The sequence below is a fragment of the Vibrio sp. YIC-376 genome (assembly GCF_052353105.1).
Taxonomy (GTDB): domain Bacteria; phylum Pseudomonadota; class Gammaproteobacteria; order Enterobacterales; family Vibrionaceae; genus Vibrio.
Genome location: NZ_JBBWFK010000029.1, coordinates 1 through 21020, shown reverse-complemented (window position 1 = coordinate 21020; position 21020 = coordinate 1). Strand labels below are relative to the sequence as shown.

The following is a 21020-nucleotide window of genomic DNA, read 5'->3' as shown; positions in this document are numbered from 1 at the left end:
TCCGTAATCATCATTCAAAGCATGATGACAGCTTATCAAACTGGAGCGACACACGAGGTTCGAACTCGTGACCTCAACCTTGGCAAGGTTGCGCTCTACCAACTGAGCTAGTGTCGCATGATTAACCGCTATTGCGTTCAATCTTAATTTGGTTGCGAGGGCCGGGATTTGATCCGGGCGGCGCATCCGTCGACGGCCTGAGGGTTATGAAAAATAACAATCAAACTGTCTTAAATTTGGTTGCGGGGGCCGGATTTGAACCGACGACCTTCGGGTTATGAGCCCGACGAGCTACCAAGCTGCTCCACCCCGCGTCCGTATTGTGTCACCGTTAAGTACGATGAAAACTTAGCTTTCTTTTTAAAGAAAGAATTTGGAGCGACACACGAGGTTCGAACTCGTGACCTCAACCTTGGCAAGGTTGCGCTCTACCAACTGAGCTAGTGTCGCATGATTAACCGCTATTGCGTTCAATCTAAATTTGGTTGCGGGAGCTGGATTTGAACCAACGACCTTCGGGTTATGAGCCCGACGAGCTACCAAGCTGCTCCATCCCGCGTCCGTAATCATCATTCAAAGCATGATGACAGCTTATCAAACTGGAGCGACACACGAGGTTCGAACTCGTGACCTCAACCTTGGCAAGGTTGCGCTCTACCAACTGAGCTAGTGTCGCATCAACAACGTTTCCGCTGTTCAGGGCTGCGAATTATAAGAGCATTTTTTTGTGATGCAAGTCCTTCCTTCAAAAAAACTTTAAATTTTTACTAAACGATGAAAAAGCAAGCAAAACAACCATGAATGACAACAATTTAGATCGCAGCCGTAACAGTTAGATCTTAAAGATGGTCTCGCGATAGTACTTTAGCTCAGCAATAGATTCGCGAATGTCATCTAAGGCCAAATGTGTGCCCTGTTTCGAAAAACCATCCAACACTTCAGGTTTCCAACGACGAGTGAGCTCTTTAAGTGTGCTCACATCTACGTAACGGTAATGGAAATACTCTTCCAGTTCAGGCATGTGCTTGTACAAGAAACGACGATCTTGGCCAATACTGTTACCACAAATCGGTGAGACCCCCTTCGGCACCCAATGTTCAAGGAAAGCAATGGTTTGAGCGACAGCTTCTTGCTCAGAAATTTTGCTGTTGCGTACACGCCCAACCAATCCACTCGCTGTGTGCGTATTCGTGCACCAGTCGTCCATTTTCGCCAATTCTTCTTCCGGCTGATGGACAGCAAGTACAGGCCCTTCAGCCAAAATATTCAGTTCACTATCGGTGACGATAGAGGCAATTTCGATGATTTTGTGCGTTTCAGGATCGAGCCCTGTCATCTCTAAATCAACCCAAATTAGGTTTTGATCGCTAAAGGACATGGTTACGCCGCCTATTTGTTTATCGATAAAAGAGGTACTATACCTCAAAATACTTGAAACACGATACTCACTCGCTTGAGCCGAGATCGAGCTCAATCGTTTGAGTTAATTCACATTAAGTACAAAATTGTGGCAAAAAAGAAAAAGTTAACCAAAGGTCAGGTGCGACGCGTACGCAACAACCAACAAAAACGCTTGCAGAAGCAAGAAGAGTCCATCCAATGGGATGAGAACATGCTTGGCGCAAGCAAACAGGGTTTAGTTATTACTCGTTTTGGTCAGCACGCCGATATTGAAGATTTAGAAACCGGCGAAATTCAACGCTGTAACCTTCGTCGTGGCATTGAATCACTCGTATCCGGTGACCGCGTGCTATGGCGTGAAGGCCTTGAATCTATGGCTGGTATTTCTGGTGTGGTGGAAGCCGTTGAGTCTCGAACATCAGTATTAACTCGCCCGGATTATTACGACGGCCTAAAGCCTGTCGCAGCAAATATCGACCAAATGGTGATCGTCTCTTCTGTTTTGCCTGAACTGTCACTGAACATTATTGACCGATATTTAGTAGCCGCTGAGACACTCAACATTGCACCACTGCTCGTCCTAAACAAAGTCGATCTGCTCGAAGCCGATGACCGTGCGATGTACGAAGAGTGGCTCAAAGAATACGAACGAATTGGCTATAAAGTGCTGTTTGTGAGTAAAAAATCTGGAGAAGGCATTGATGAGTTGGAAGCTCAGCTTCGCGATCGTATCAACATCTTTGTCGGTCAGTCGGGCGTAGGGAAATCCAGCCTTGTGAACGCATTGATGCCAGAACTTGAACAAGAAGTGGAAGAAGGCGAAATTTCTGGAGCGTCAGGTTTAGGCCAACACACCACAACCGCAGCACGTCTGTACCACATTCCAACTGGGGGTGATTTGATCGACTCTCCAGGGGTTCGTGAATTTGGCCTGTGGCACTTAGAAGCGGAAGAAGTCACCAAAGCGTTCGTTGAATTCCGCCCATACCTTGGCGGTTGCAAATTCCGAGACTGTAAACACAACGATGATCCAGGCTGCATTTTGCGAGAAGCCGTAGAAAAAGGCGAAGTCAGTGAAGTTCGTTTTGAGAACTACCACCGCATTCTCGAAAGCATGGTTGAGAATAAGGCAAATCGCCAATATTCACGTAATAAGAAAGCCGATCTGTAACCGGATTGTCGCCGCAACTGTGTAAGAATTCTTCACCGAATACTGACAAGCACATCAAAGTTCAGTAACATCACGCGCCCTAAAGCGCGAATCTAACAGAAGTATCGGAATTAAAGATGGACAAGATTAAAGTTGGACTGCAGTACTGGATCCCACAGCACGGCTTAACCCGCCTGATGGGCAAACTGGCTTCTGCACAAGCTGGCAGTCTAACCACAGCAGTTATTCGCTGGTTTATCAAACAGTACAATGTGAACATGGACGAGGCAAAGCACTCCGACCCTAAGCACTTTAAAACGTTCAACGAGTTTTTTGTTCGTGAGCTAAAAGAAGGTGCACGTCCGATTACTGAAGGCGAAGCCGTGATCACTCACCCGGCAGATGCATGTGTCAGCCAGTTCGGTCCGATTGAAGATGGTCAATTGATCCAGGCAAAAGGCCACTACTTTTCGGCACAGGAACTACTCGGCGGTGATGCAAAGCTGGCAGAAGAATTCCAGGACGGCTCATTTGCCACGCTATACCTGTCACCTCGTGACTACCATCGCGTACACATGCCATGTAATGGCACACTCCGTCAGATGATTTACGTTCCGGGCGATCTGTTTTCAGTAAACCCACTCACTGCGGAAAACGTACCGAACCTGTTCGCACGTAACGAACGCGTAGTGTGTATCTTTGATACCGAGTTTGGCCCAATGGCTCAAGTGCTTGTCGGTGCAACGATCGTAGGCAGTATCGAGCAAGTATGGGCAGGCACTATCACGCCACCACGTGGTAACACCGTCTACAAATGGGACTACCCAGCAGAAGGCAACACAGCGGTTATCTTGAAAAAAGGCGAAGAGATGGGCCGTTTCAAGCTTGGTTCGACGGTTATCAACCTTTTCGCTAAAGATGCAATCACGTTCGATGAAAGCATGGATAACGGCAAAACAACCGTGATGGGCACACCTTACGCTCACAAACAGTAGCTTTGCCGAATAATCAATGATTTCAAGAGCCTCCATTTATGGAGGCTTTTTTTATTGATGAACAACAAAACTCTGTTCGAAATTTAGCCTTAGTTTTTTAAACTCCTACATGCCTCTAAATACTTAAAAGCACAATCAATTATTCTGTGCTGTGGAGCGATTATTTAGAGGGGCTTCCAATGCCAAAGATGAGTGCTGGCACGCTGGTTAAATTGCTGGTGTGTTTTTTAATTCCAATCGGTGTGTTAATGATGCCGATCGATGCCATTCCAATTGATGACCTTACGTTAATTCAACATCGTTTGCTGGCTATTTTTCTTCTTGCAGCACTGCTTTGGGTACTGGAACCTGTCCCGGTTTTCGCCACCTCGATTCTGATCATCGCTCTTGAGCTAATCATGATCTCCGATAAAGGATTACATCTCTTTCGTACCCCGCCATCCGGTCACGACCTCGGTGACCTGATCGCTTACACCGATATTTTCTCCGCTTTCTCGTCACCAATCATCATTCTCTTTATGGGTGGTTTTGCATTGGCAATTGCGGCTTCTAAATACGAGCTCGACAACAACTTAGCTCGCGTATTGCTTAAACCATTTGGCTCGCAACCAAAGTTCATCATGCTCGGCCTCATGCTGATCACGGCCGTGTTCTCCATGTTTATGTCCAATACCGCAACGACGGTAATGATGCTGGCTTTGCTTGGTCCGATCGTCGCTTCGGCTCCAAAAGGAGATTTAGGCATCAAAGCTCTGGTTCTGTGTATTCCTATCGCGGCCAACACTGGTGGTATCGCAACACCTATCGGTACGCCACCCAACGCCATCGCTTTGCAGTATCTGACCGGAGAGAACACCATCGACTTCTTGAGCTGGATGATGATGGGTCTGCCGTTTGTATTAATACAACTGACGATCGCCTGGTTCTTACTTCAGAAGCTCTTTCCTTCCAGCGAGGCGGAGATGAAACTCAAACTGGATGGGACATTTAAAAGGAGTTGGCGCGCGTATGTGGTCTACGTAACGTTCGCGATGACGATTCTACTGTGGATGACGACCACGGCGCACGGTATGAATACCTATGTCGTGGCTATTATCCCGCTGGCCATTTTCACCTTAACGGGCATCATGGGTAAGGAAGAGTTGAAACTGATCAACTGGGACGTACTGTGGCTGGTAGCCGGTGGTATAGCGATTGGTATCGCTCTGGATAAAACCGGCTTAGCTGAAGCACTTGCTCACGCCATTGATTATGAAGCGCTCTCACCATTTGCCGTCGTAGTTGCCCTCTCGTTAGTCTGCTGGCTGATGGCGAACTTTATGTCCAACACAGCAACTGCTAACTTATTAATGCCGATCGCTGCCGCCATTGGTGTGTCTATGCCAAGTCTCGCGTCGGTTGGGGGTCTGCAAGGGCTACTGGTCGTTGTGGCATTCTCCGCTTCACTCGGCATGATTTTACCCGTTTCTACTCCACCAAACTCACTGGCTTACTCGACAGGTTTAATCGAAAGTAAAGACATGGCGAAAGTCGGTCTTATCCTCGGCTTGGTCGGCTTATTTATTGTCTATGGTGCAGTTATCATCCTGTTTTAGCCAGCAGCCTGACTACCTTATACAGCCGGCAGAGCCAATCTTGGTTTTCGAGAAGAAGCAGCTTATAACGCTGCTTTTTCTTTGCCGCTAACTTGCTCTTTTACATCGATAAAATTTCATGCATATTAGGGCCTTTCTCCCGATTCAACAGGACCTCACTCAATCATGGGTTATGAATGGCTTGCACTGTGTGCCGCTTTTTTGTGGGCGATCTCTAGCCTAATTTCCGTCATTCCTGCGCAGCACCTTGGCGCATTCTCCTATAGCCGTTGGCGTATGGGGTGTACGGCAGTGATCCTCACCACCATGGCATGGCTCACTGGTGGCTGGTTAACTGTTTCTGTAGAGCATGTCACCCCTATGATGGCGTCTGGCTTAATTGGCATCTTCATTGGCGATACGGCATTGTTCGCTTGTATGAATCGAATGGGTCCAAGGCAAGCTGGCTTGCTGTTCTCATGCCACGCCGTGTTCTCAACCATCTTGGGCTACTTCCTATTTAGTGAACGCATGACCACAACCGAATTGCTAGGTTCAGCGCTGGTCTTTAGCGGCGTCGTGATGGCTATTTTCTTTGGTCGACGAGGACAAACAAACAACGTCTTAGAAGAGATTAAAGGCAATATTTGGCTTGGTATCGGATTGGGACTTACTGCCGCTTTGTGTCAGGCACTCGGTGGTATCATAGCTAAGCCGGTGATGCAGACCAGTGTTGATCCTGTCGCAGCTTCAGCAATTCGTATGATAAGCGCTTTCATCGCGCACTGCTTGTTGCTTGTTGTCGGAGTGAAAGTCGCCAGACCCACACAACATATTACTTGGCGAGTTTTTGGAATTACCGCATTGAACGGCTTCCTCGCCATGGCGGTGGGAATGACACTGATTCTTTATGCGCTTCGTGAAGGGAATGTCGGCATGGTCGCACTACTGTCCTCAACCACACCAATCATGCTGCTACCGCTGCTTTGGATTTACACCAAACGTCGACCAAACCGCTTTGCATGGTTAGGTGCAGCACTTGCAGTTATCGGAGCGGGCATTCTGGTTCAGTAAGATCAACAAAATATTGTGATATAAAAAACCCGAGATTACTCGGGTTTTTATCATTCTGCATTTCAGTTAATTACTTAACCAGAATGTCACCTGACATTTCTGCAGGAATTTCCAGACCAGCAAGAGAAAGCATTGTTGGAGCAAGATCAGACAGTTTACCGCCTTCTTTAAACTCAACCGCTTTGTCACCTACGTAGATTAGAGGTACTGGTAGGTTTGTGTGAGCCGTGTGAGTACCGCCAGTTTCTGGGTCAACCATCATTTCTGCGTTACCGTGGTCTGCCGTGATCAGTAGCTGACCACCCACTTCTTTGATTGCTTCAACCACTTTGCCCACGCTTTCATCTAGCGCTTCGATCGCTTTCTCAGCTGCTTCGTAAACGCCAGTGTGACCAACCATATCTGCGTTCGGGTAGTTACAGATGATAGTGTCGTACTTACCAGACTTAATTGCTGCAACCAGTTTTTCAGTCAGCTCAGGAGAGCTCATTTCTGGTTGTAAGTCGTAAGTTGCTACTTTTGGAGAAGCAACAAGTTGACGCTCTTCGCCTTCAAACTCACTCTCAACACCACCGTTGAAGAAGAAAGTAACGTGCGCGTATTTCTCTGTTTCAGAGATACGTAGCTGAGTTTGACCTTTTTTAGATAACCACTCACCGTACGTGTTTTCTAGAGACGCAGGTGGGAACGCGATTGCCAGTGGGATATCCGCAGCGTATTGAGTCAACATTACGAAGTTGATTGCTGGGAATGCAGCACGCTCGAAGCCAGCAAAATCAGGGACGAATGCGCGAGTGATTTGACGTGCGCGGTCAGCACGGTAGTTCATGAAGATCACTGCATCGCCATCTTGCATGATTGCGTCTTCTTGACCTTCAGTTTTGATGGCAGTCGCTTTTACGAACTCATCGTTCTCTTCACGAGCGTAAGCCGCTTCCAAACCTGCAACTGCCGTTTCTGCAGTGAACTCAGCTTTCGCTTGAGTAAGAAGATCGTAAGCAACCTGAACACGTTCCCAGTTGTTGTCACGGTCCATTGCGTAGTAACGACCTACTAGAGATGCGATACGGCCTTTACCTAGTTTCGCAAATAGATCCTGGAATCGTTGCAGAGAGTTTTCTGCGCTGCGTGGCGGCGTGTCACGACCGTCTAGGAAACAGTGTAGGTAGATTTTCTCAGCGCCACGAGCTGCAGCCATTTCAACCGCTGCGTAGATGTGGTCTTCATGCGAGTGCACGCCACCTGGAGACATCAGACCCATGATGTGTACCGCTTTGTCTGCTTTCACTGCAGCATCAATAGCTTCAACAATAGCAGGCGTTTCCACAAACTCACCGTCAGCGATAGACTTAGTGATACGAGTTAGATCTTGGTAAACAACGCGACCTGCGCCAATGTTAGTGTGACCAACTTCTGAGTTACCCATTTGACCATCAGGAAGGCCTACATCCATACCTGATGCTGAGATTAGAGTATTTGGGTTGTTCGCAATCAGTGCATCCATTACTGGAGTTTTTGCATTCGCAATTGCGTTACTTGCTGTGTCTTCACGGTAACCGTAACCGTCAAGGATAACTAGAGCCAATGGCTTCTTAGCTGACATAGTGATGACCTCATCAAATTTAGTAACTTTTGGCGTAGGGCTTCGCTGCCCCATCTAACCTTGAAACAAAACTAGCGTAATTTTACTACACTTTTTAACCAAAACTGTAGGTTAAGATCAAATAATGTTTGCGATTTCTTGTTGCTATCTTACAAGTTAACAACCAACGAAGCTTTGTCTGCAAACCTGTTCAACAAGCATAGTCATTCCCAATACGCTTTGTACACCCGGTCAACGTTTGATTTTTACGTCATGTTTGGGCTGTCAGGTCATTCTGGCCTATTGATTATTGAGATATTTGATTGCAGTAAAAGATTAACGCACATGACGTATTGTTCTCTTTTTAATACGAAACAGAAGTCACTTAAACCAATAGCTACAATAGGAATACTTGATGAACAAATCCGCAGCAACCAGTAAGACAATTCAGGGGGCTGGAGTTTGTAGAGATCTCAATTATTCGTTAGAAAATTTTAACCCTCTCGCCTAAGAGGCCTAACCTCGCTATACTCCTGATTTATTTTTCCGCCAACAGCGCAAGAGCTCAAGACATGCAAGAGTACATTCAATTTTTCCAACAAAACATGATTCTATCTTTGGTTTGGGTAGGTCTTCTTATCGCATTTATCCTGAATATCGTAAAGTCAGCAACGGCAGCATACAAAGAAGTCAACGTAAACCAACTGACTCACCTTATGAACCGCGAAAACGGTGTTGTGGTAGATATCCGCACAAAAGATGAATACAAAAAAGGTCATATCACCGACTCACTTCACATTTTACCGTCAGATATCAAAGCGGGTAGCTTCGGTAGCCTTGAAAACCACAAATCAGACCCAATCATCCTAGTATGCAAGACGGGCCAAACCGCTCAGGAGAGCGCAAACCTACTAGCAAAAGCAGGCTTTACAAATGTAAACCTACTTAAGAATGGTTTGATTGCATGGAACGAAGCGAACCTACCACTGGTACGTGGTAATAAATAAGGAACGCTTTAATCGCAGTTCAGAGCCTCGTGGATAAAAAACTGAGCAAATAGAAAGCAGTTGAAGTCTTAAGTTGTGACGCTTTGCACGTAATACACGCTTCATCTAGTCAAGGTAGACTTGCTCAGTTAGTCTCAGGACAAACCAGTTTTCTGGGTTTAGGCGCTCTAAACCCAACAAATGTTTATTAAGGATTTAAAAATGGCTGAAGCTACACCACAAGAAGCACAACAAAACTTCGCAATTCAACGCATCTTCCTAAAAGACGTTTCTTTCGAAGCGCCTAACTCTCCAGTAATGTTCCAAAAAGAATGGAACCCAGACGTTAAGCTAGACCTGGACACTCAAAGCCGTGAGCTAGGTGAAGGCGTATACGAAGTCGTTCTACGTCTGACTGTTACTGTTAAGAACGAAGAAGAAACAGCGTTCCTATGCGAAGTTCAGCAAGGTGGTATCTTCACAGCTGAGAAAATGGAAGCTGGTCAACTGGCTCACTGCCTAGGTGCATTCTGCCCTAACATCCTATTCCCATACGCTCGTGAAACTATCTCAAGCCTAGTGGTTAAAGGTACGTTCCCTCAACTGAACCTAGCGCCAGTTAACTTTGACGCGCTATTCATGAACTACCTGCAGCAACAAGCTCAACAAAGCGAAGCGCAAGCGTAATTCACGTTTTGTAAGTGACGTGGCGGGTAAAACCCCCTCCAAATGCGTCACAACCCTAAGAAAATGCACAAAGCGTCCACCAAGCGATGCAATGTGCATTTTTTATTTCTGATAAAGTTCCTAGTTCCTAGCTTCTAGACAGCGTAAAATTTGGCGATTATGAACTAGATTCTACTAGTAGAAAGACTATTAGGCGGCAGCATGACACAAGCAAATACAAACAATGCTTACGGTAAAGACATCGCAATGACTGTGATTGGCGCGGGTTCTTACGGTACCTCGCTGGCAATTTCTCTTGCACGCAACGGTGCCAACGTCATCCTTTGGGGACATGATCCAGAGCATATGGCACGCCTCGAAGCAGATCGTGCTAACCATGAATTCTTGCCTGGCATCGATTTCCCAGAAAGCTTGATTATTGAATCTGATCTCGAGAAAGCCGTTCAGGCATGCCGTGACTTGTTAGTTGTGGTTCCAAGCCATGTATTTGGCATCGTTCTGAAAAGCTGTAAACCTTTCTTACGTAAAGATACTCGCATCTGTTGGGCAACGAAAGGTCTTGAGCCAGAAACAGGCCGTCTGCTCAAAGATGTCGCCTTTGACATCATCGGTGAAAACTACTCGCTGGCTGTATTGTCTGGACCAACATTCGCCAAAGAACTCGCTATGGGTCTGCCGACCGCAATTTCAGTTGCCTCACCAGATGCAGAATTTGTTGCAGACCTGCAAGAAAAAATCCACTGCAGCAAAACGTTCCGCGTATACGCCAACAGTGACTTCATTGGCATGCAGCTTGGCGGCGCAGTGAAAAACGTCATCGCGATTGGCGCGGGCATGTCAGACGGTATCGGGTTTGGCGCAAATGCGCGTACTGCTCTTATCACTCGTGGCCTGGCAGAAATGAGCCGCTTAGGAGCCGCACTAGGTGCGAAACCAGAAACCTTCATGGGTATGGCAGGATTAGGTGATCTTGTACTAACTTGTACCGATAACCAATCACGTAACCGCCGTTTTGGTCTGGCGTTAGGCCAAGGTAAAGACGTCGATACCGCGCAGAAAGAAATTGGCCAAGTTGTTGAGGGTTACCGCAACACCAAAGAAGTTTGGATGCTATCTCAACGTATGGGCGTTGAAATGCCAATTGTTGACCAAATTTATCAAGTACTGTATCAAGGAAAAGATGCGCGCCTGGCAGCGCAAGATTTACTTGCTCGTGACAAAAAGTCGGAAGGCAAGTAACACGCTAAGCGTCTTAGTAACTCATCTGAGAAAATATAAGTTGTCGGGTCACGGAAGAAGAACCACTCAGGACATTGAGAATGAAACACTGCGAAAAACAGAAAGTCTGGAACAAAATTATCTCAGAAGCACGTGAGATGTCAGAGCAAGAGCCAATGCTGGCCAGCTTTTACCATGCAACAATAATCAAGCATGAGAGTTTGTGTGCCGCCCTGAGTTATATTTTGGCCAACAAATTAGACACGGCCTCCATGCCAGCCATGGCGGTGAGAGAAGTCATTGAAGAAGCCTTTGCTGCAGACCCAAGTATCACCGACTATGCTGCGTGTGATATCTGTGCCACGGTCAACCGCGATCCAGCGGTTTCTATGTATTCAATGCCACTTTTGTATTTAAAAGGCTATCATGCGTTGCAAGGTTATCGCGTGGCTAACTGGCTGTGGTCACAAGGCCGTCACGCGCTGGCAACCTACCTGCAAAATCAGATCTCTGTCGCGTGTCAGGTGGACATCCACCCGGCAGCACGTATCGGCAGTGGTATCATGCTTGACCATGCTACTGGTATCGTCATCGGTGAAACTGCCGTAGTGGAGAACGATGTGTCGATTCTTCAGGACGTAACTTTAGGTGGTACAGGTAAAGAAAGCGGAGACCGACACCCGAAAATACGTGAAGGTGTGATGATTGGCGCTGGTGCGAAAATTCTTGGTAATATCGAAGTCGGTGAAGGTGCCAAAATTGGTTCTTGCTCCGTGGTATTACAAGCGGTTCCGCCACATACAACTGTGGCCGGTGTTCCAGCAAAAATCGTTGGCCGTCCAAAAACAGACAAGCCATCACTCGATATGGATCAAGGCTTTAATGGCAAATCTCAAAGTTTTATCCATGGAGATGGCATTTAATCACTCTCTAATTCTCAGACAACAATAATGTGGTAGGTAACTCTCAAGTGCGAAAACAAAATCACCCAGTACTCTGCTCGGCTATTTTATTAACTTGTGCTTTATCTGCCACGTTTCCCCTCACCTCTTCAGCAGCCAGTCAGCAAGAACTGAAAGGTGTATCCAGCGAAATCAATCGCCAGAAGAAAGTACTCACCTCGCAAGAAAAACAACTTAACGAACTGCAAAAGTCTTTGAAAGACCAAGAGCTGGGCATCTCCACATTAGAGCGCGAGATAAAGCAGACCAAAGACGCTCTTGCCCAGGCCGATAAGAATATTGACAAGCTGGAAGAAAAGATTGCTCTGCAAGAGGGTCAGAGACAGGCTCAGGAGCAGGAACTCAAACAACTTTTGCAAACCTATTACGTAACCGAGCGTGCCAAAGCGAATGGTCATCTACTCAATCAAGGCTTAGAGGAAGACCGTATCAGTCAATACTTCCAGCACTTGGCGAAAGCACGTTCAGAAGTGATTGATGCGATCACCAAAACCACACAAGAGTTGGAACACAGTAAAAACCAACTTGAGCTGGAAAAAGCGCAAATCGAAACCTTGCTCAAACAACAGTCAGAAAAACGGACTTCGCTGGCAAGCACCCAATCACAACGTAAGCAAACATTAAGCAAAATCCAGAGCAGCATTACCAACGACAAACGTTATCTGGCAGAGTTGCAGCGCAATGAAACCCGCTTAAAAGCAGAAATCGCCAAAGCAGCAAAACGTAACGCAGTACCGATGGACGGTTTATCAAAACAGCGTGGCAAACTGCCGTGGCCATTAAAAGGCAATGTTCTGCACAACTTTGGTACTCGTCAAACTGGCCAGGTTAATTGGAAAGGCATGGTTTTATCCGCTAACTATGGTCAGCAAGTTAAAGCAGTTTATCCTGGCACGGTTGTCTTCGCTGAATACCTGCGTGGTTATGGCCTGGTGGTGCTGCTTGACCACGGTAAAGGCGATATGACTCTATATGGTTACAATCAGGCACTGACCAAAAAAGAAGGGGATAAAGTCACTGCGGGTGAAGTGATTGCCCTTGCAGGCGACACCGGTGGTCAGGACAAAGCGTCCCTCTATTTTGAGATTCGACGTAACAGTGAAGCACAGAACCCGAAATCTTGGTTAAAAAGCTTATAGTTCACCATTCATCGATAGTTAAAAAAGGAGCCAGTGGCTCCTTTTTTATATAAGAATTGAGAGTAATCGTTACGAGTAATACGTTTCGACCGCATCAATAAACGCGCTCACCTCATCTTTGCTTAATGCATTAATGCCAGCCGCAGCCTCGCGACCACCACCTGTCGGGAATTGTCCACAAACTGCCACCGCACCCTGTTTGTTGTTCAGCGGCGCGCGCAGAGAAACCGTATAAGTACCGTCAGCATTCTCGGTTAATACAGCATGAGCAGAATCTGGATTCTGATTAGCCAACCAGTTGCCATAAACACCGCTAATACGACGTGAGGCAGCATTATCAGGTAACTCAAACAATTTCAGCTTGTCGCTTTCGTGAATGGCAGGCACTGACTGTGCGGCATCCATATCTTGCTGATATGCCGCTTGTAACTGATAGAATGGCGAAGCTGTATCTGCAATCACATCAAATGGCGAAGTGTAACTCTTTAAGGCTTGATACAAGTCCGCAGGATGAAAATGTAAATCGTCAACCTTGGAGCCATAACCGTTGTAGTTGATCAACGTGCCCAACTCTTTGAGTTGTGCTTTTTGCTCCTGCGAGAAACCTGCGATATCTGCCAACTCGTCAGCTTTAGCGATAAGATTGTCACCATACGCTGCCGTTATCGCCCAAGCATGAAAACGACCTTGCAAAAGTTTATCGACAATCAAAGCGGTACACATGTTGGCATCTAAATCGATGTGCGCATCCAGATTACCGTGCTGTGGAATATCACCTGCTTTATGGTGATCGGCATAAAAAACATGTGCGCCCTGAACCAACGCCTGTTCTAGACCTGCCATGTTCTTTTCCATGGAGATATCTAACACCGTAATCTCATCGCCCGCCTGTGCCTCGACCGTTTCCACCAGCTTAATGTCACGTTTTACACCCGTGATTAACTTGGCTTCCAGAGGCTCAGCCAAACGCAGTTGTAGCAATGCGATGATGCCATCTGCGTCACCATTAAAAATGTCGTAATTCATTGAACGATAGTTCCTTTATCGAGGGGCATAGCCCGACAATCACTTAGGGATTAAACACCTATTGTGCTCAGCAAGTGCTACAAGTCAACGTTAGGTGCGGCTCGAAAGTGAGAGTCCTACTCGAAATGTTATATCTAATTTAAAACTAGCCTTGCATCGCACTGACACCGTCTTCCAACAACAGCAGTTGTTCCAAGCCTTGCTCCGTTGCAACCGGTTTTACAACATTGATCATCTGAAGCATGCCTTGTCGCACCATTTGTTCAGTAATGTTGGTTTTCGATACCATCGCAGATTGATACGACAGCCAACTGCATGCAATTAAATGCAGCGTGCATACCAGTGACTTCAACGCCTGCTGATCGACTTCAAGCAGTTTGAGAGCAACGAATTCCTGCATAATCGCAATCAGATTAGCTTGCAGCTTTTCCTGCACGTCAATGTATTGCTCATGAAGCTGTTCATCTCGCGATAAGATCTCTGGCAAGTTCGCGTAGAAAAAACGGTACTTCCACATCAGCGTAAAGGTCGAATCTAGGTAGCTTTTCAGCATAGTCAGACTCTCTTGAGAGCCTTTAAGAGGGGTAAATCTTTCTAAAAGTTCTGCTGAATAAAGCGCAAAGATTTCTCGGACGATTTCTTGCTTATTGCGAAAGTGGTAATAAAGATTACCTGGACTGATTTCGATGTGATCGGCAATGTGATTAGTGGTGATGTTACGCTCACCATGTTGGTTAAACAACTCCAGTGCCGCATAGACGATTTTGTCGCGCGTTTTCATTATTATCGTATTCCCTTTTCGTTAACGAATCGAGTATAGCGACTTCACCAACCTAGGTCGATAGAGGCTCCAAATACGGTAACTTAGCAGACCAGTCAATATTCCCGTGCCATTAGCAACAAGGTCCAGCAAGGAGGTTTCTCTCCCGACATAACCTTGTAGCCATTCAATAACCGCGCTAAACAAAAAAATTCCAATCGCTACCGCCCAACGCCAGCGCCAATGACGGACGCAGCAGCAGGCGACAAACGCAAAGCTACTGTATGCCATCAGGTGCTGTAATTTATCGAGATAGGCGAAGTTGCCCCACTTTTGCAGCTCTCCTGAGCTGAGAGATAAATACGCAATCACGGCTGCGCAACTGAAAATAATCAAACGTCCGAGCGTTCGGTTCATTGAATATCCTTATGCAATAGGGAACGGGAATGCCGTCACCTGATCAATATGATCACAGCCCAATGCCAACATGATGAGTCGATCAACACCTAACGCGACGCCTGCGCAATCCGGCAATCCAGCCTCCAGTGCCGCAATAAGATGATAATCAATCGGCTGAGGCTTTAATCCCATCTCCAGACGCTTAGCGTTGTCTCGCTCAAAACGTGCCAATTGCTCCTTTGGATTATCCAATTCGTGAAAGCCATTGGCGAGTTCAATTCCTTTAAAATACACCTCAAATCGGTCAGCGACACGATTATCTTTAGGGTTTATCTTTGCCAATGCAGCTTGCGAAGCGGGAAAATCATAAACAAACGCGGGCGCATCCTGACCAATTTTATCTTCGACACCAATACTAAATAGTAGTTGCAGTAAAGTATCGCGATCATCTTCAGGTTCAGCGATATCACTCAGTCCCAACGTCCCCGCCACGACTTTAAGCTCTTCCATCGAACCCTCAAGAGGACACACACCAAGCACATCGATAAATGCCTGTTGATAAGTCATTCGATGAGCCGCACCACACTTTAACACTCGTTGCAGAAGGTCATCCATCTCATCCATTAACAGGTGATGGTCAAATCCCACTCGATACCATTCCAGCATCGTGAATTCCGGGTTGTGATAACGACCATTTTCTTCATTGCGGAACGCTTTGTTGATCTGGTAAATACAGCCACTGCCTGCAGCCAGTAAACGTTTCATATGGAACTCAGGGCTGGTCATAAAGAACAGTTTACTGCCGTCAGCATAACCGGGACCAACAAACTCAGTTTGGAAGGTATGCAAGTGAAAGTCTGTTACGGTCGCGTGACTCATGGCAGGTGTATCTACTTCCATCACCTGACGTTCAGCAAAAAACTGACGAATAGAGGCGATTAGCGTCGCGCGCTGACGCAATTGTTCAATAGATGCAGTCGGTTGCCAATTCTTTTGCATAACAGGTCTCTCAAAGCTCATAGGTGGCGAATAAGGCCGACATTCTACATGCATTTTCTTTTTGACGAGAAAGGATTTTCTCTACCACTAGCGCTCGCATCATTCACCAAAGCAATAAATATTGAAGCCAAGATTTTTCGTACTACAGCACAAAAACAACATTCAGCATAAAACCTGTTATCAACGGCAATCACACCAAGCAACAGTCCGTTAACATTCATCAAATCACGGATTGTGCTCTCAAAGTTCTCGCCGTGATAGTTATCACATAACCTATAAATTTTATGCTCTTAAGTGCATTACCGAAGAAAAAACCTAAATACATCAATATTTATCCCATATCGCTCCACTACACTAACTTAACTACTCTTGGAGCGCTCTTGTTTAAGAGCCCCTCATAATCACTATAACAAGCGGATTTCCGCAATCACTCACTGGAGGATAACTGTGAAAACTATCACCACAGATATCGCAGTCATCGGCGCTGGCGGCGCTGGTCTTCGTACAGCTATAGCAGCGGCAGAGGCAAACCCTGATTTAGAAGTTGCTTTGATTTCTAAAGTTTACCCGATGCGCTCACATACGGTCGCAGCGGAGGGTGGCTCAGCAGCAGTTGTCAAGGAAGAAGATAGCTTAGACAACCACTTCAACGATACCGTTGGCGGTGGAGACTGGTTATGTGAACAGGACGTCGTTGAATACTTTGTAGAAAACGCAACCCGCGAAATGATCCAAATGGAGCAATGGGGTTGTCCATGGAGCCGTAAAGAGAACGGAGAAGTCAACGTTCGCCGTTTTGGCGGTATGAAAGTTGAACGTACTTGGTTTGCCGCAGACAAAACTGGCTTCCACATGCTTCATACTCTTTTCCAGACATCAATGAAGTACAGCAACATCAAACGTTTTGATGAGTACTTTGTGCTGGATCTGCTTGTTGATGACGGTGAAGTGCAAGGCCTGATCGCGATTCACATGTCTGAAGGTGAACTGGTTACCATCAAAGCGAAATCAGTGGTGCTTGCTACTGGCGGCGCGGGACGTGTTTACCACTGTAACACCAACGGCGGTATCGTAACGGGCGATGGTATGGCAATGGCTTACCGTCACGGCGTTCCTCTACGTGATATGGAATTCGTACAATACCACCCAACAGGTCTTCCTGGTACGGGTATCCTGATGACGGAAGGTTGTCGTGGTGAAGGCGGTATTATCGTGAACAAAGACGGTTACCGCTACCTGCAAGATTACGGTATGGGCCCAGAGACTCCCGTGGGTCAACCGAAAAACAAATACATGGAACTGGGTCCACGTGACAAAGTTTCTCAAGCTTTCTGGCATGAACAGCAGAAAGGCAACACCATCAAACACCCTCTTGGTGATGTGGTACACCTTGACCTTCGCCACTTGGGTGAAGAATACCTGCAAGAGCGTCTACCATTCATCTGTGAGCTGGCAAAAGCTTACGTGAACGTTGACCCAGCAAAAGAGCCAATTCCAATTCGTCCAACCGTGCACTACACCATGGGTGGTATCGAAACAAACGGCGGTTGTGAGACTCGCATTAAAGGTCTGTTTGCAGTTGGTGAATGTGCGTCTGTTGGTTTACATGGTGCGAACCGTCTTGGCTCTAACTCACTGGCGGAGTTTGTCGTCTTTGGACGCGTGGCGGGTGAAAACGCCGTGAAACGTGCAGCAGAATTCAAAGGCTGGAACGACGACGCTATTGCGGCTCAGGTGAAAGCCGTGGAAGAGCGCATTGCTAACCTGATGAATCAAGAAGGCGATGAAAACTGGTCAGATATCCGTACTGAAATGGGTCACACCATGGAAGCGGGTTGTGGTATCTACCGTCAAGAAGACTTGATGCAAGAAACCATCAACAAGATCACTGAACTGAAAGAGCGCTACAAGCGCATCAGCATCAAAGACAAAGGCAAAGTATTCAACACTGACCTTCTATACGCGATCGAAGTCGGCTACGGCCTTGAGGTTGCAGAAGCTATGGTTCACTCAGCGATTCTCCGTAAAGAATCTCGCGGTGCTCACCAACGCTTAGATGAAGGCTGCACAGAACGTGATGACGAGAACTTCCTGAAACATTCTCTTGCTTTCTACAAGCCAGATTCAGCGCCAAGTATCGATTACAGCAATGTAACTATCACCAAGTCTCAGCCTAAAGCGCGTCTATACGGTGAAGCTGCAGAAAAAGCAGCAGCAGAAGAAGAAGCGAAGAACGCAGAGGAGCAAGCATAATGTCAGCAAACCGCATCCAAAAAGTAGACATTCTGCGTTATGACCCAGAAAAAGACGCAGAACCGCACTTACAAACCTTCGAAGTGCCATTCGATGAAACCATGTCTGTACTAGACGCGATTGGTTACATCAAAGATAACTTAGACAAAGACTTATCTTACCGTTGGTCTTGTCGTATGGCGATCTGTGGCTCTTGCGGCATCATGGTCAATGGTGTGCCTAAGCTAGCGTGTAAGAGCTTCTTACGTGACTACAAAAATGGTCTGAAAATTGAGCCATTAGCCAACTTCCCTATCGAGAAAGACTTGATCGTCGATATGACACCGTTCATCGAGCGTCTGGAAGCGATCAAACCTTACATCATCGGGAACGACCGTAAACCTGAAGACGGCACCAACTTGCAAACGCCAGAGCAAATGGCGAAATACAAGCAGTTTGCAGGCTGTATCAACTGTGGCCTTTGCTACGCAGCATGTCCACAATTCGGTCTAAACCCAGAGTTCATCGGCCCTGCGGCTCTGACACTGGCGCACCGTTACAACTTAGATAGCCGTGATAACGGTAAAGCAGAGCGGATGAAGCTGATTAACGGCGACAATGGCGCTTGGGGTTGTACGTTTGTGGGTTACTGCTCTGAGGTTTGTCCGAAGAGTGTTGACCCTGCGGCAGCAGTAAACCAAGGCAAAGTAGAGTCTTCTATGGACTTCGTAATTGCGATGCTGAAACCTCAGGAGGCAGAAGGATGAGCAACCGTAAACCTTACGTTCGTGAAGTAAAACGCACTTGGTGGAAGAACCATCCTTTCTACCGCTTCTACATGTTACGTGAAGCGACGGTACTGCCACTAATCCTGTTCACTATCTTCCTGACTTTGGGTCTGGGTTCTTTAGTGAAAGGTCCTGAAGCCTGGCAAGGCTGGTTAGAGTTCATGGCAAACCCTATCGTAGTGGCGATCAACATCGTTGCCCTACTTGGTAGCCTATTCCACGCACAAACCTTCTTCAGCATGATGCCACAGGTGATGCCAATTCGCCTGAAGGGCAAAACGGTAGATAAGAAGATTGTCGTTTTGACTCAGTGGGCAGCAGTAGCGTTCATCTCACTGATTGTTCTCATCGTGGTGTAAGGAGCTTGAACAATGAAACCGAATTATAGTGTAAACACAGCACCTAGACGTTCTGATGAGCCAATCTGGTGGGGTCTATTTGGTGCAGGTGGTACTTGGTTTGCGATGATCACACCAATCACAGTGCTTGTGCTGGGTATTCTCGTTCCACTGGGCGTGATTGATGCAGACGCAATGAGCTACGAGCGAGTATCTGAATTCGCTACCAGCATCATTGGCGCGCTCTTCATCATTGGTACTTTGGCACTGCCAATGTGGCATGCGATGCACCGTGTTCATCACGGTATGCACGACCTTAAGTTCCACACAGGTGTGGTAGGTAAAATCGCTTGTTACGCATTCGCAGGCCTGATCAGTGCACTATCAGTTATCTTTATCTTCATGATCTAAGAAGCTGTGACCCGTCCTGATATGGGTTGACACTTTTTAACTAAAACGCTCGATGTACTTCATCGGGCGTTTTGTATTTTAAAGCCGTATGAGGCCTCATTTGATTATAGATCTCTACGGATTCTGCTACCATCGTCCTCGCTTCTTCCAGATCTTTCGGTTTCCTCAGTAAGAACTCCATTTTGAGTATCCCATTTACTCGCTCTGCTAAAGCATTCTGATAACAGTCATAGCCGTCAGTCATCGAGCAAGTCACTTTATGTTTCTTATGGATATCTTGATATTCCTTCGAACAGTATTGTGAGCCTCTATCTGAGTGGTGTATTAGCTTTTCTTCACTCTGCCGTTGTCTGAGAGCTGAGATAAATGCCCGCTTAACTGATTGCGTTTTCATGTTGTCATCTACATAGTAACCAACGATCTTCCTTGAATAAGCATCCGTAACCAGGCTGACATAACTCTCTCCATTTTGAGTCGGTAAGTAAGTTATATCAGCAACCCACAGTTGTTCTGGCTTCGTTGGTGTCAGCCCATCTTTCACTTTGTTTGGATGGCAGAAGAACCGATGACGACTGTCAGTTGTTCGATGATAAGCCCGTCTTGTTCTCACCAACATACGATGCCTTCTGAGAAGCTCAAAGAGCTTATCTCGACCTATCTGAATGCCCTTTATCTCTGCTAAGAATTTCAGTTTCCGCGTACCAATGCGTGGCTGCTTCATTCTGACTTCATGGACAAAGCCAATAACAACATGCTCATGATGTTCACAACGAGTCTGAGTCTGGCACTGCTTGTAATAGGCTTGACGAGAGATTTGCACTAACTGACAAAACTTCGTGACGGTCAAACCTGTTATGACTTTCTTTTGGACAACGCTTCTTTTTGCTTTTTTGTCACTCTAACGCCATAGTCACGTTCCATAACGTTCACTACAGCTTCAAAGAAATCGGCTTTGAGCTGTGCGTCTTTGAGTTGCTTCTCAAGCTCTTTAATACGTTGCTCAGGTGTGGGAGGTGAATTGAACTCGGCCATAGAGTCTTCTTTGGACATAAAGTTAGGTGTCCCTTTAGACCAATCTAGTCGACCATGCTTACGAAGCCAAACTAAAACCGTGGAGCAACCTTGGATACCGTACTTCTCTTGAGCTTGCTTGTAAGTGAGGCTTCCTTTTTCAACCTCATCAACTACGGTGAGTTTAAAAGCGAGGGAGTAATCGCGCTGAGTTCTTTTAGTGGTTGATTTCATAACACTCTCCAATTTTTTGGGTTGGAAAGTGTCAACCTTATTTAGGACGGTACA

20 protein-coding genes and 5 tRNA genes are annotated in these 21020 nt (G+C 46.5%); 13 read left to right on the top strand and 12 right to left on the bottom strand.

Going from position 1 to position 21020, the window contains the following annotated elements; genetic code table 11:
* Window positions 1–41 precede the first annotated feature (41 nt).
* The 6 genes from WJM94_RS24275 to orn form a co-directional block, all read right to left on the bottom strand.
* A tRNA-Gly gene (locus tag WJM94_RS24275) sits at window positions 42–117 on the bottom strand.
* A gap of 120 nt (window positions 118–237) precedes the next feature.
* Window positions 238–314, bottom strand: a tRNA-Met gene (locus tag WJM94_RS24270).
* Window positions 315–374: 60 nt separating this feature from the next.
* Window positions 375–450, bottom strand: a tRNA-Gly gene (locus WJM94_RS24265).
* Between the two features lie 32 nt (window positions 451–482).
* A tRNA-Met gene (locus WJM94_RS24260) sits at window positions 483–559 on the bottom strand.
* 41 nt (window positions 560–600) lie between these two features.
* Window positions 601–676: transfer RNA gene (locus WJM94_RS24255), tRNA-Gly, on the bottom strand.
* Window positions 677–832: 156 nt separating this feature from the next.
* On the bottom strand, window positions 833–1378 hold the full coding sequence (gene orn, locus WJM94_RS24250; RefSeq protein ID WP_444496710.1) for an oligoribonuclease: 546 nt from the start codon (window positions 1376–1378) through the stop codon (window positions 833–835).
* 129 nt (window positions 1379–1507) lie between these two features.
* Between orn and rsgA the strand changes: the two genes are divergently transcribed.
* The 4 genes from rsgA (at window position 1508) to WJM94_RS24230 (ending at window position 6194) form a co-directional block, all read left to right on the top strand.
* A complete protein-coding gene (gene rsgA, locus WJM94_RS24245) occupies window positions 1508–2572 on the top strand; it encodes a small ribosomal subunit biogenesis GTPase RsgA (protein ID WP_444496709.1) in 1065 nt (354 codons plus the stop codon).
* A 116-nt stretch (window positions 2573–2688) separates the two neighbouring features.
* Window positions 2689–3546 (top strand): archaetidylserine decarboxylase, encoded by an 858-nt coding sequence (gene asd / locus WJM94_RS24240; RefSeq protein WP_444496708.1) that lies wholly within the window; start codon window positions 2689–2691, stop codon window positions 3544–3546.
* A 179-nt stretch (window positions 3547–3725) separates the two neighbouring features.
* Window positions 3726–5141, top strand: a complete 1416-nt coding sequence (locus WJM94_RS24235) for an SLC13 family permease (protein WP_444496707.1) — start codon at window positions 3726–3728, stop codon at window positions 5139–5141.
* A gap of 165 nt (window positions 5142–5306) precedes the next feature.
* A complete protein-coding gene (locus WJM94_RS24230; RefSeq protein ID WP_444496706.1) occupies window positions 5307–6194 on the top strand; it encodes a DMT family transporter in 888 nt (295 codons plus the stop codon).
* A gap of 70 nt (window positions 6195–6264) precedes the next feature.
* On the opposite strand, the gene gpmM is transcribed toward WJM94_RS24230, so the two are convergent.
* Entirely contained in the window at window positions 6265–7797 is a 1533-nt protein-coding gene (gene gpmM, locus WJM94_RS24225; protein ID WP_444496705.1) for a 2,3-bisphosphoglycerate-independent phosphoglycerate mutase, read from the bottom strand.
* 551 nt (window positions 7798–8348) lie between these two features.
* Between gpmM and WJM94_RS24220 the strand changes: the two genes are divergently transcribed.
* From WJM94_RS24220 to WJM94_RS24200, 5 genes are all read left to right on the top strand, one after another.
* Window positions 8349–8783 (top strand): rhodanese-like domain-containing protein, encoded by a 435-nt coding sequence (locus WJM94_RS24220; protein WP_444496704.1) that lies wholly within the window; start codon window positions 8349–8351, stop codon window positions 8781–8783.
* Window positions 8784–8984: 201 nt separating this feature from the next.
* Entirely contained in the window at window positions 8985–9449 is a 465-nt protein-coding gene (gene secB / locus WJM94_RS24215) for a protein-export chaperone SecB (RefSeq protein WP_444496703.1), read from the top strand.
* A 201-nt stretch (window positions 9450–9650) separates the two neighbouring features.
* Window positions 9651–10688, top strand: a complete 1038-nt coding sequence (gene gpsA / locus WJM94_RS24210) for an NAD(P)H-dependent glycerol-3-phosphate dehydrogenase (protein ID WP_444496702.1) — start codon at window positions 9651–9653, stop codon at window positions 10686–10688.
* Between the two features lie 80 nt (window positions 10689–10768).
* Window positions 10769–11590 (top strand): serine O-acetyltransferase, encoded by an 822-nt coding sequence (gene cysE, locus WJM94_RS24205; RefSeq protein ID WP_444496701.1) that lies wholly within the window; start codon window positions 10769–10771, stop codon window positions 11588–11590.
* A gap of 29 nt (window positions 11591–11619) precedes the next feature.
* The gene (locus WJM94_RS24200; protein WP_444496700.1) at window positions 11620–12768 is read left to right on the top strand and encodes a murein hydrolase activator EnvC family protein; all 1149 of its coding nucleotides are present in this window, start codon (window positions 11620–11622) and stop codon (window positions 12766–12768) included.
* Between the two features lie 69 nt (window positions 12769–12837).
* Here the strand turns inward: WJM94_RS24200 and WJM94_RS24195 are convergent, their stop codons facing one another.
* The 4 genes from WJM94_RS24195 to epmA form a co-directional block, all read right to left on the bottom strand.
* Window positions 12838–13794, bottom strand: a complete 957-nt coding sequence (locus tag WJM94_RS24195; protein WP_444496699.1) for a DHH family phosphoesterase — start codon at window positions 13792–13794, stop codon at window positions 12838–12840.
* A gap of 145 nt (window positions 13795–13939) precedes the next feature.
* Window positions 13940–14575 (bottom strand): TetR/AcrR family transcriptional regulator, encoded by a 636-nt coding sequence (locus tag WJM94_RS24190; protein WP_444496698.1) that lies wholly within the window; start codon window positions 14573–14575, stop codon window positions 13940–13942.
* A 21-nt stretch (window positions 14576–14596) separates the two neighbouring features.
* The gene (locus WJM94_RS24185) at window positions 14597–14971 is read right to left on the bottom strand and encodes a VanZ family protein (RefSeq protein WP_444496697.1); all 375 of its coding nucleotides are present in this window, start codon (window positions 14969–14971) and stop codon (window positions 14597–14599) included.
* 9 nt (window positions 14972–14980) lie between these two features.
* Entirely contained in the window at window positions 14981–15952 is a 972-nt protein-coding gene (gene epmA, locus WJM94_RS24180) for an elongation factor P--(R)-beta-lysine ligase (protein WP_444496696.1), read from the bottom strand.
* A 447-nt stretch (window positions 15953–16399) separates the two neighbouring features.
* Between epmA and frdA the strand changes: the two genes are divergently transcribed.
* The 4 genes from frdA to frdD are packed head-to-tail and all read left to right on the top strand — an operon-like array spanning window position 16400 to window position 19721.
* A complete protein-coding gene (frdA, locus tag WJM94_RS24175) occupies window positions 16400–18205 on the top strand; it encodes a fumarate reductase (quinol) flavoprotein subunit (RefSeq protein ID WP_444496695.1) in 1806 nt (601 codons plus the stop codon).
* Window positions 18205–18951 (top strand): succinate dehydrogenase/fumarate reductase iron-sulfur subunit, encoded by a 747-nt coding sequence (locus WJM94_RS24170; RefSeq protein WP_444496694.1) that lies wholly within the window; start codon window positions 18205–18207, stop codon window positions 18949–18951. Before frdA ends, WJM94_RS24170 begins: the two co-directional genes overlap by 1 nt.
* A complete protein-coding gene (gene frdC, locus WJM94_RS24165) occupies window positions 18948–19331 on the top strand; it encodes a fumarate reductase subunit FrdC (protein ID WP_444496693.1) in 384 nt (127 codons plus the stop codon). Before WJM94_RS24170 ends, frdC begins: the two co-directional genes overlap by 4 nt.
* Window positions 19332–19343: 12 nt before the next feature.
* The gene (gene frdD, locus WJM94_RS24160) at window positions 19344–19721 is read left to right on the top strand and encodes a fumarate reductase subunit FrdD (protein WP_444496692.1); all 378 of its coding nucleotides are present in this window, start codon (window positions 19344–19346) and stop codon (window positions 19719–19721) included.
* 40 nt (window positions 19722–19761) lie between these two features.
* Here frdD and WJM94_RS24155 read toward each other — a convergent pair.
* Window positions 19762–20966 (bottom strand): IS3 family transposase gene (locus tag WJM94_RS24155; protein WP_444494826.1). Its coding sequence is split into 2 segments (ribosomal slippage): window positions 19762–20600 and window positions 20600–20966, totalling 1206 coding nucleotides; the frame shifts between segments, so codons are not numbered across the junction.
* Window positions 20967–21020 lie beyond the last annotated feature (54 nt).

Excerpts from the sequence above, each read along its gene's own strand:
- orn (WP_444496710.1), bottom strand. The coding sequence starts at position 1,378 with ATGTCCTTTAGCGATCAAAACCTAATTTGGGTTGATTTAGAGATGACA.
- asd (WP_444496708.1), top strand. The coding sequence starts at position 2,689 with ATGGACAAGATTAAAGTTGGACTGCAGTACTGGATCCCACAGCACGGC.
- WJM94_RS24235 (WP_444496707.1), top strand. The coding sequence starts at position 3,726 with ATGCCAAAGATGAGTGCTGGCACGCTGGTTAAATTGCTGGTGTGTTTT.
- WJM94_RS24230 (WP_444496706.1), top strand. The coding sequence starts at position 5,307 with ATGGGTTATGAATGGCTTGCACTGTGTGCCGCTTTTTTGTGGGCGATC.
- gpmM (WP_444496705.1), bottom strand. The coding sequence starts at position 7,797 with ATGTCAGCTAAGAAGCCATTGGCTCTAGTTATCCTTGACGGTTACGGT.
- WJM94_RS24220 (WP_444496704.1), top strand. The coding sequence starts at position 8,349 with ATGCAAGAGTACATTCAATTTTTCCAACAAAACATGATTCTATCTTTG.
- secB (WP_444496703.1), top strand. The coding sequence starts at position 8,985 with ATGGCTGAAGCTACACCACAAGAAGCACAACAAAACTTCGCAATTCAA.
- gpsA (WP_444496702.1), top strand. The coding sequence starts at position 9,651 with ATGACACAAGCAAATACAAACAATGCTTACGGTAAAGACATCGCAATG.
- cysE (WP_444496701.1), top strand. The coding sequence starts at position 10,769 with ATGAAACACTGCGAAAAACAGAAAGTCTGGAACAAAATTATCTCAGAA.
- WJM94_RS24195 (WP_444496699.1), bottom strand. The coding sequence starts at position 13,794 with ATGAATTACGACATTTTTAATGGTGACGCAGATGGCATCATCGCATTG.
- WJM94_RS24190 (WP_444496698.1), bottom strand. The coding sequence starts at position 14,575 with ATGAAAACGCGCGACAAAATCGTCTATGCGGCACTGGAGTTGTTTAAC.
- WJM94_RS24185 (WP_444496697.1), bottom strand. The coding sequence starts at position 14,971 with ATGAACCGAACGCTCGGACGTTTGATTATTTTCAGTTGCGCAGCCGTG.
- epmA (WP_444496696.1), bottom strand. The coding sequence starts at position 15,952 with ATGCAAAAGAATTGGCAACCGACTGCATCTATTGAACAATTGCGTCAG.
- WJM94_RS24170 (WP_444496694.1), top strand. The coding sequence starts at position 18,205 with ATGTCAGCAAACCGCATCCAAAAAGTAGACATTCTGCGTTATGACCCA.
- frdC (WP_444496693.1), top strand. The coding sequence starts at position 18,948 with ATGAGCAACCGTAAACCTTACGTTCGTGAAGTAAAACGCACTTGGTGG.
- frdD (WP_444496692.1), top strand. The coding sequence starts at position 19,344 with ATGAAACCGAATTATAGTGTAAACACAGCACCTAGACGTTCTGATGAG.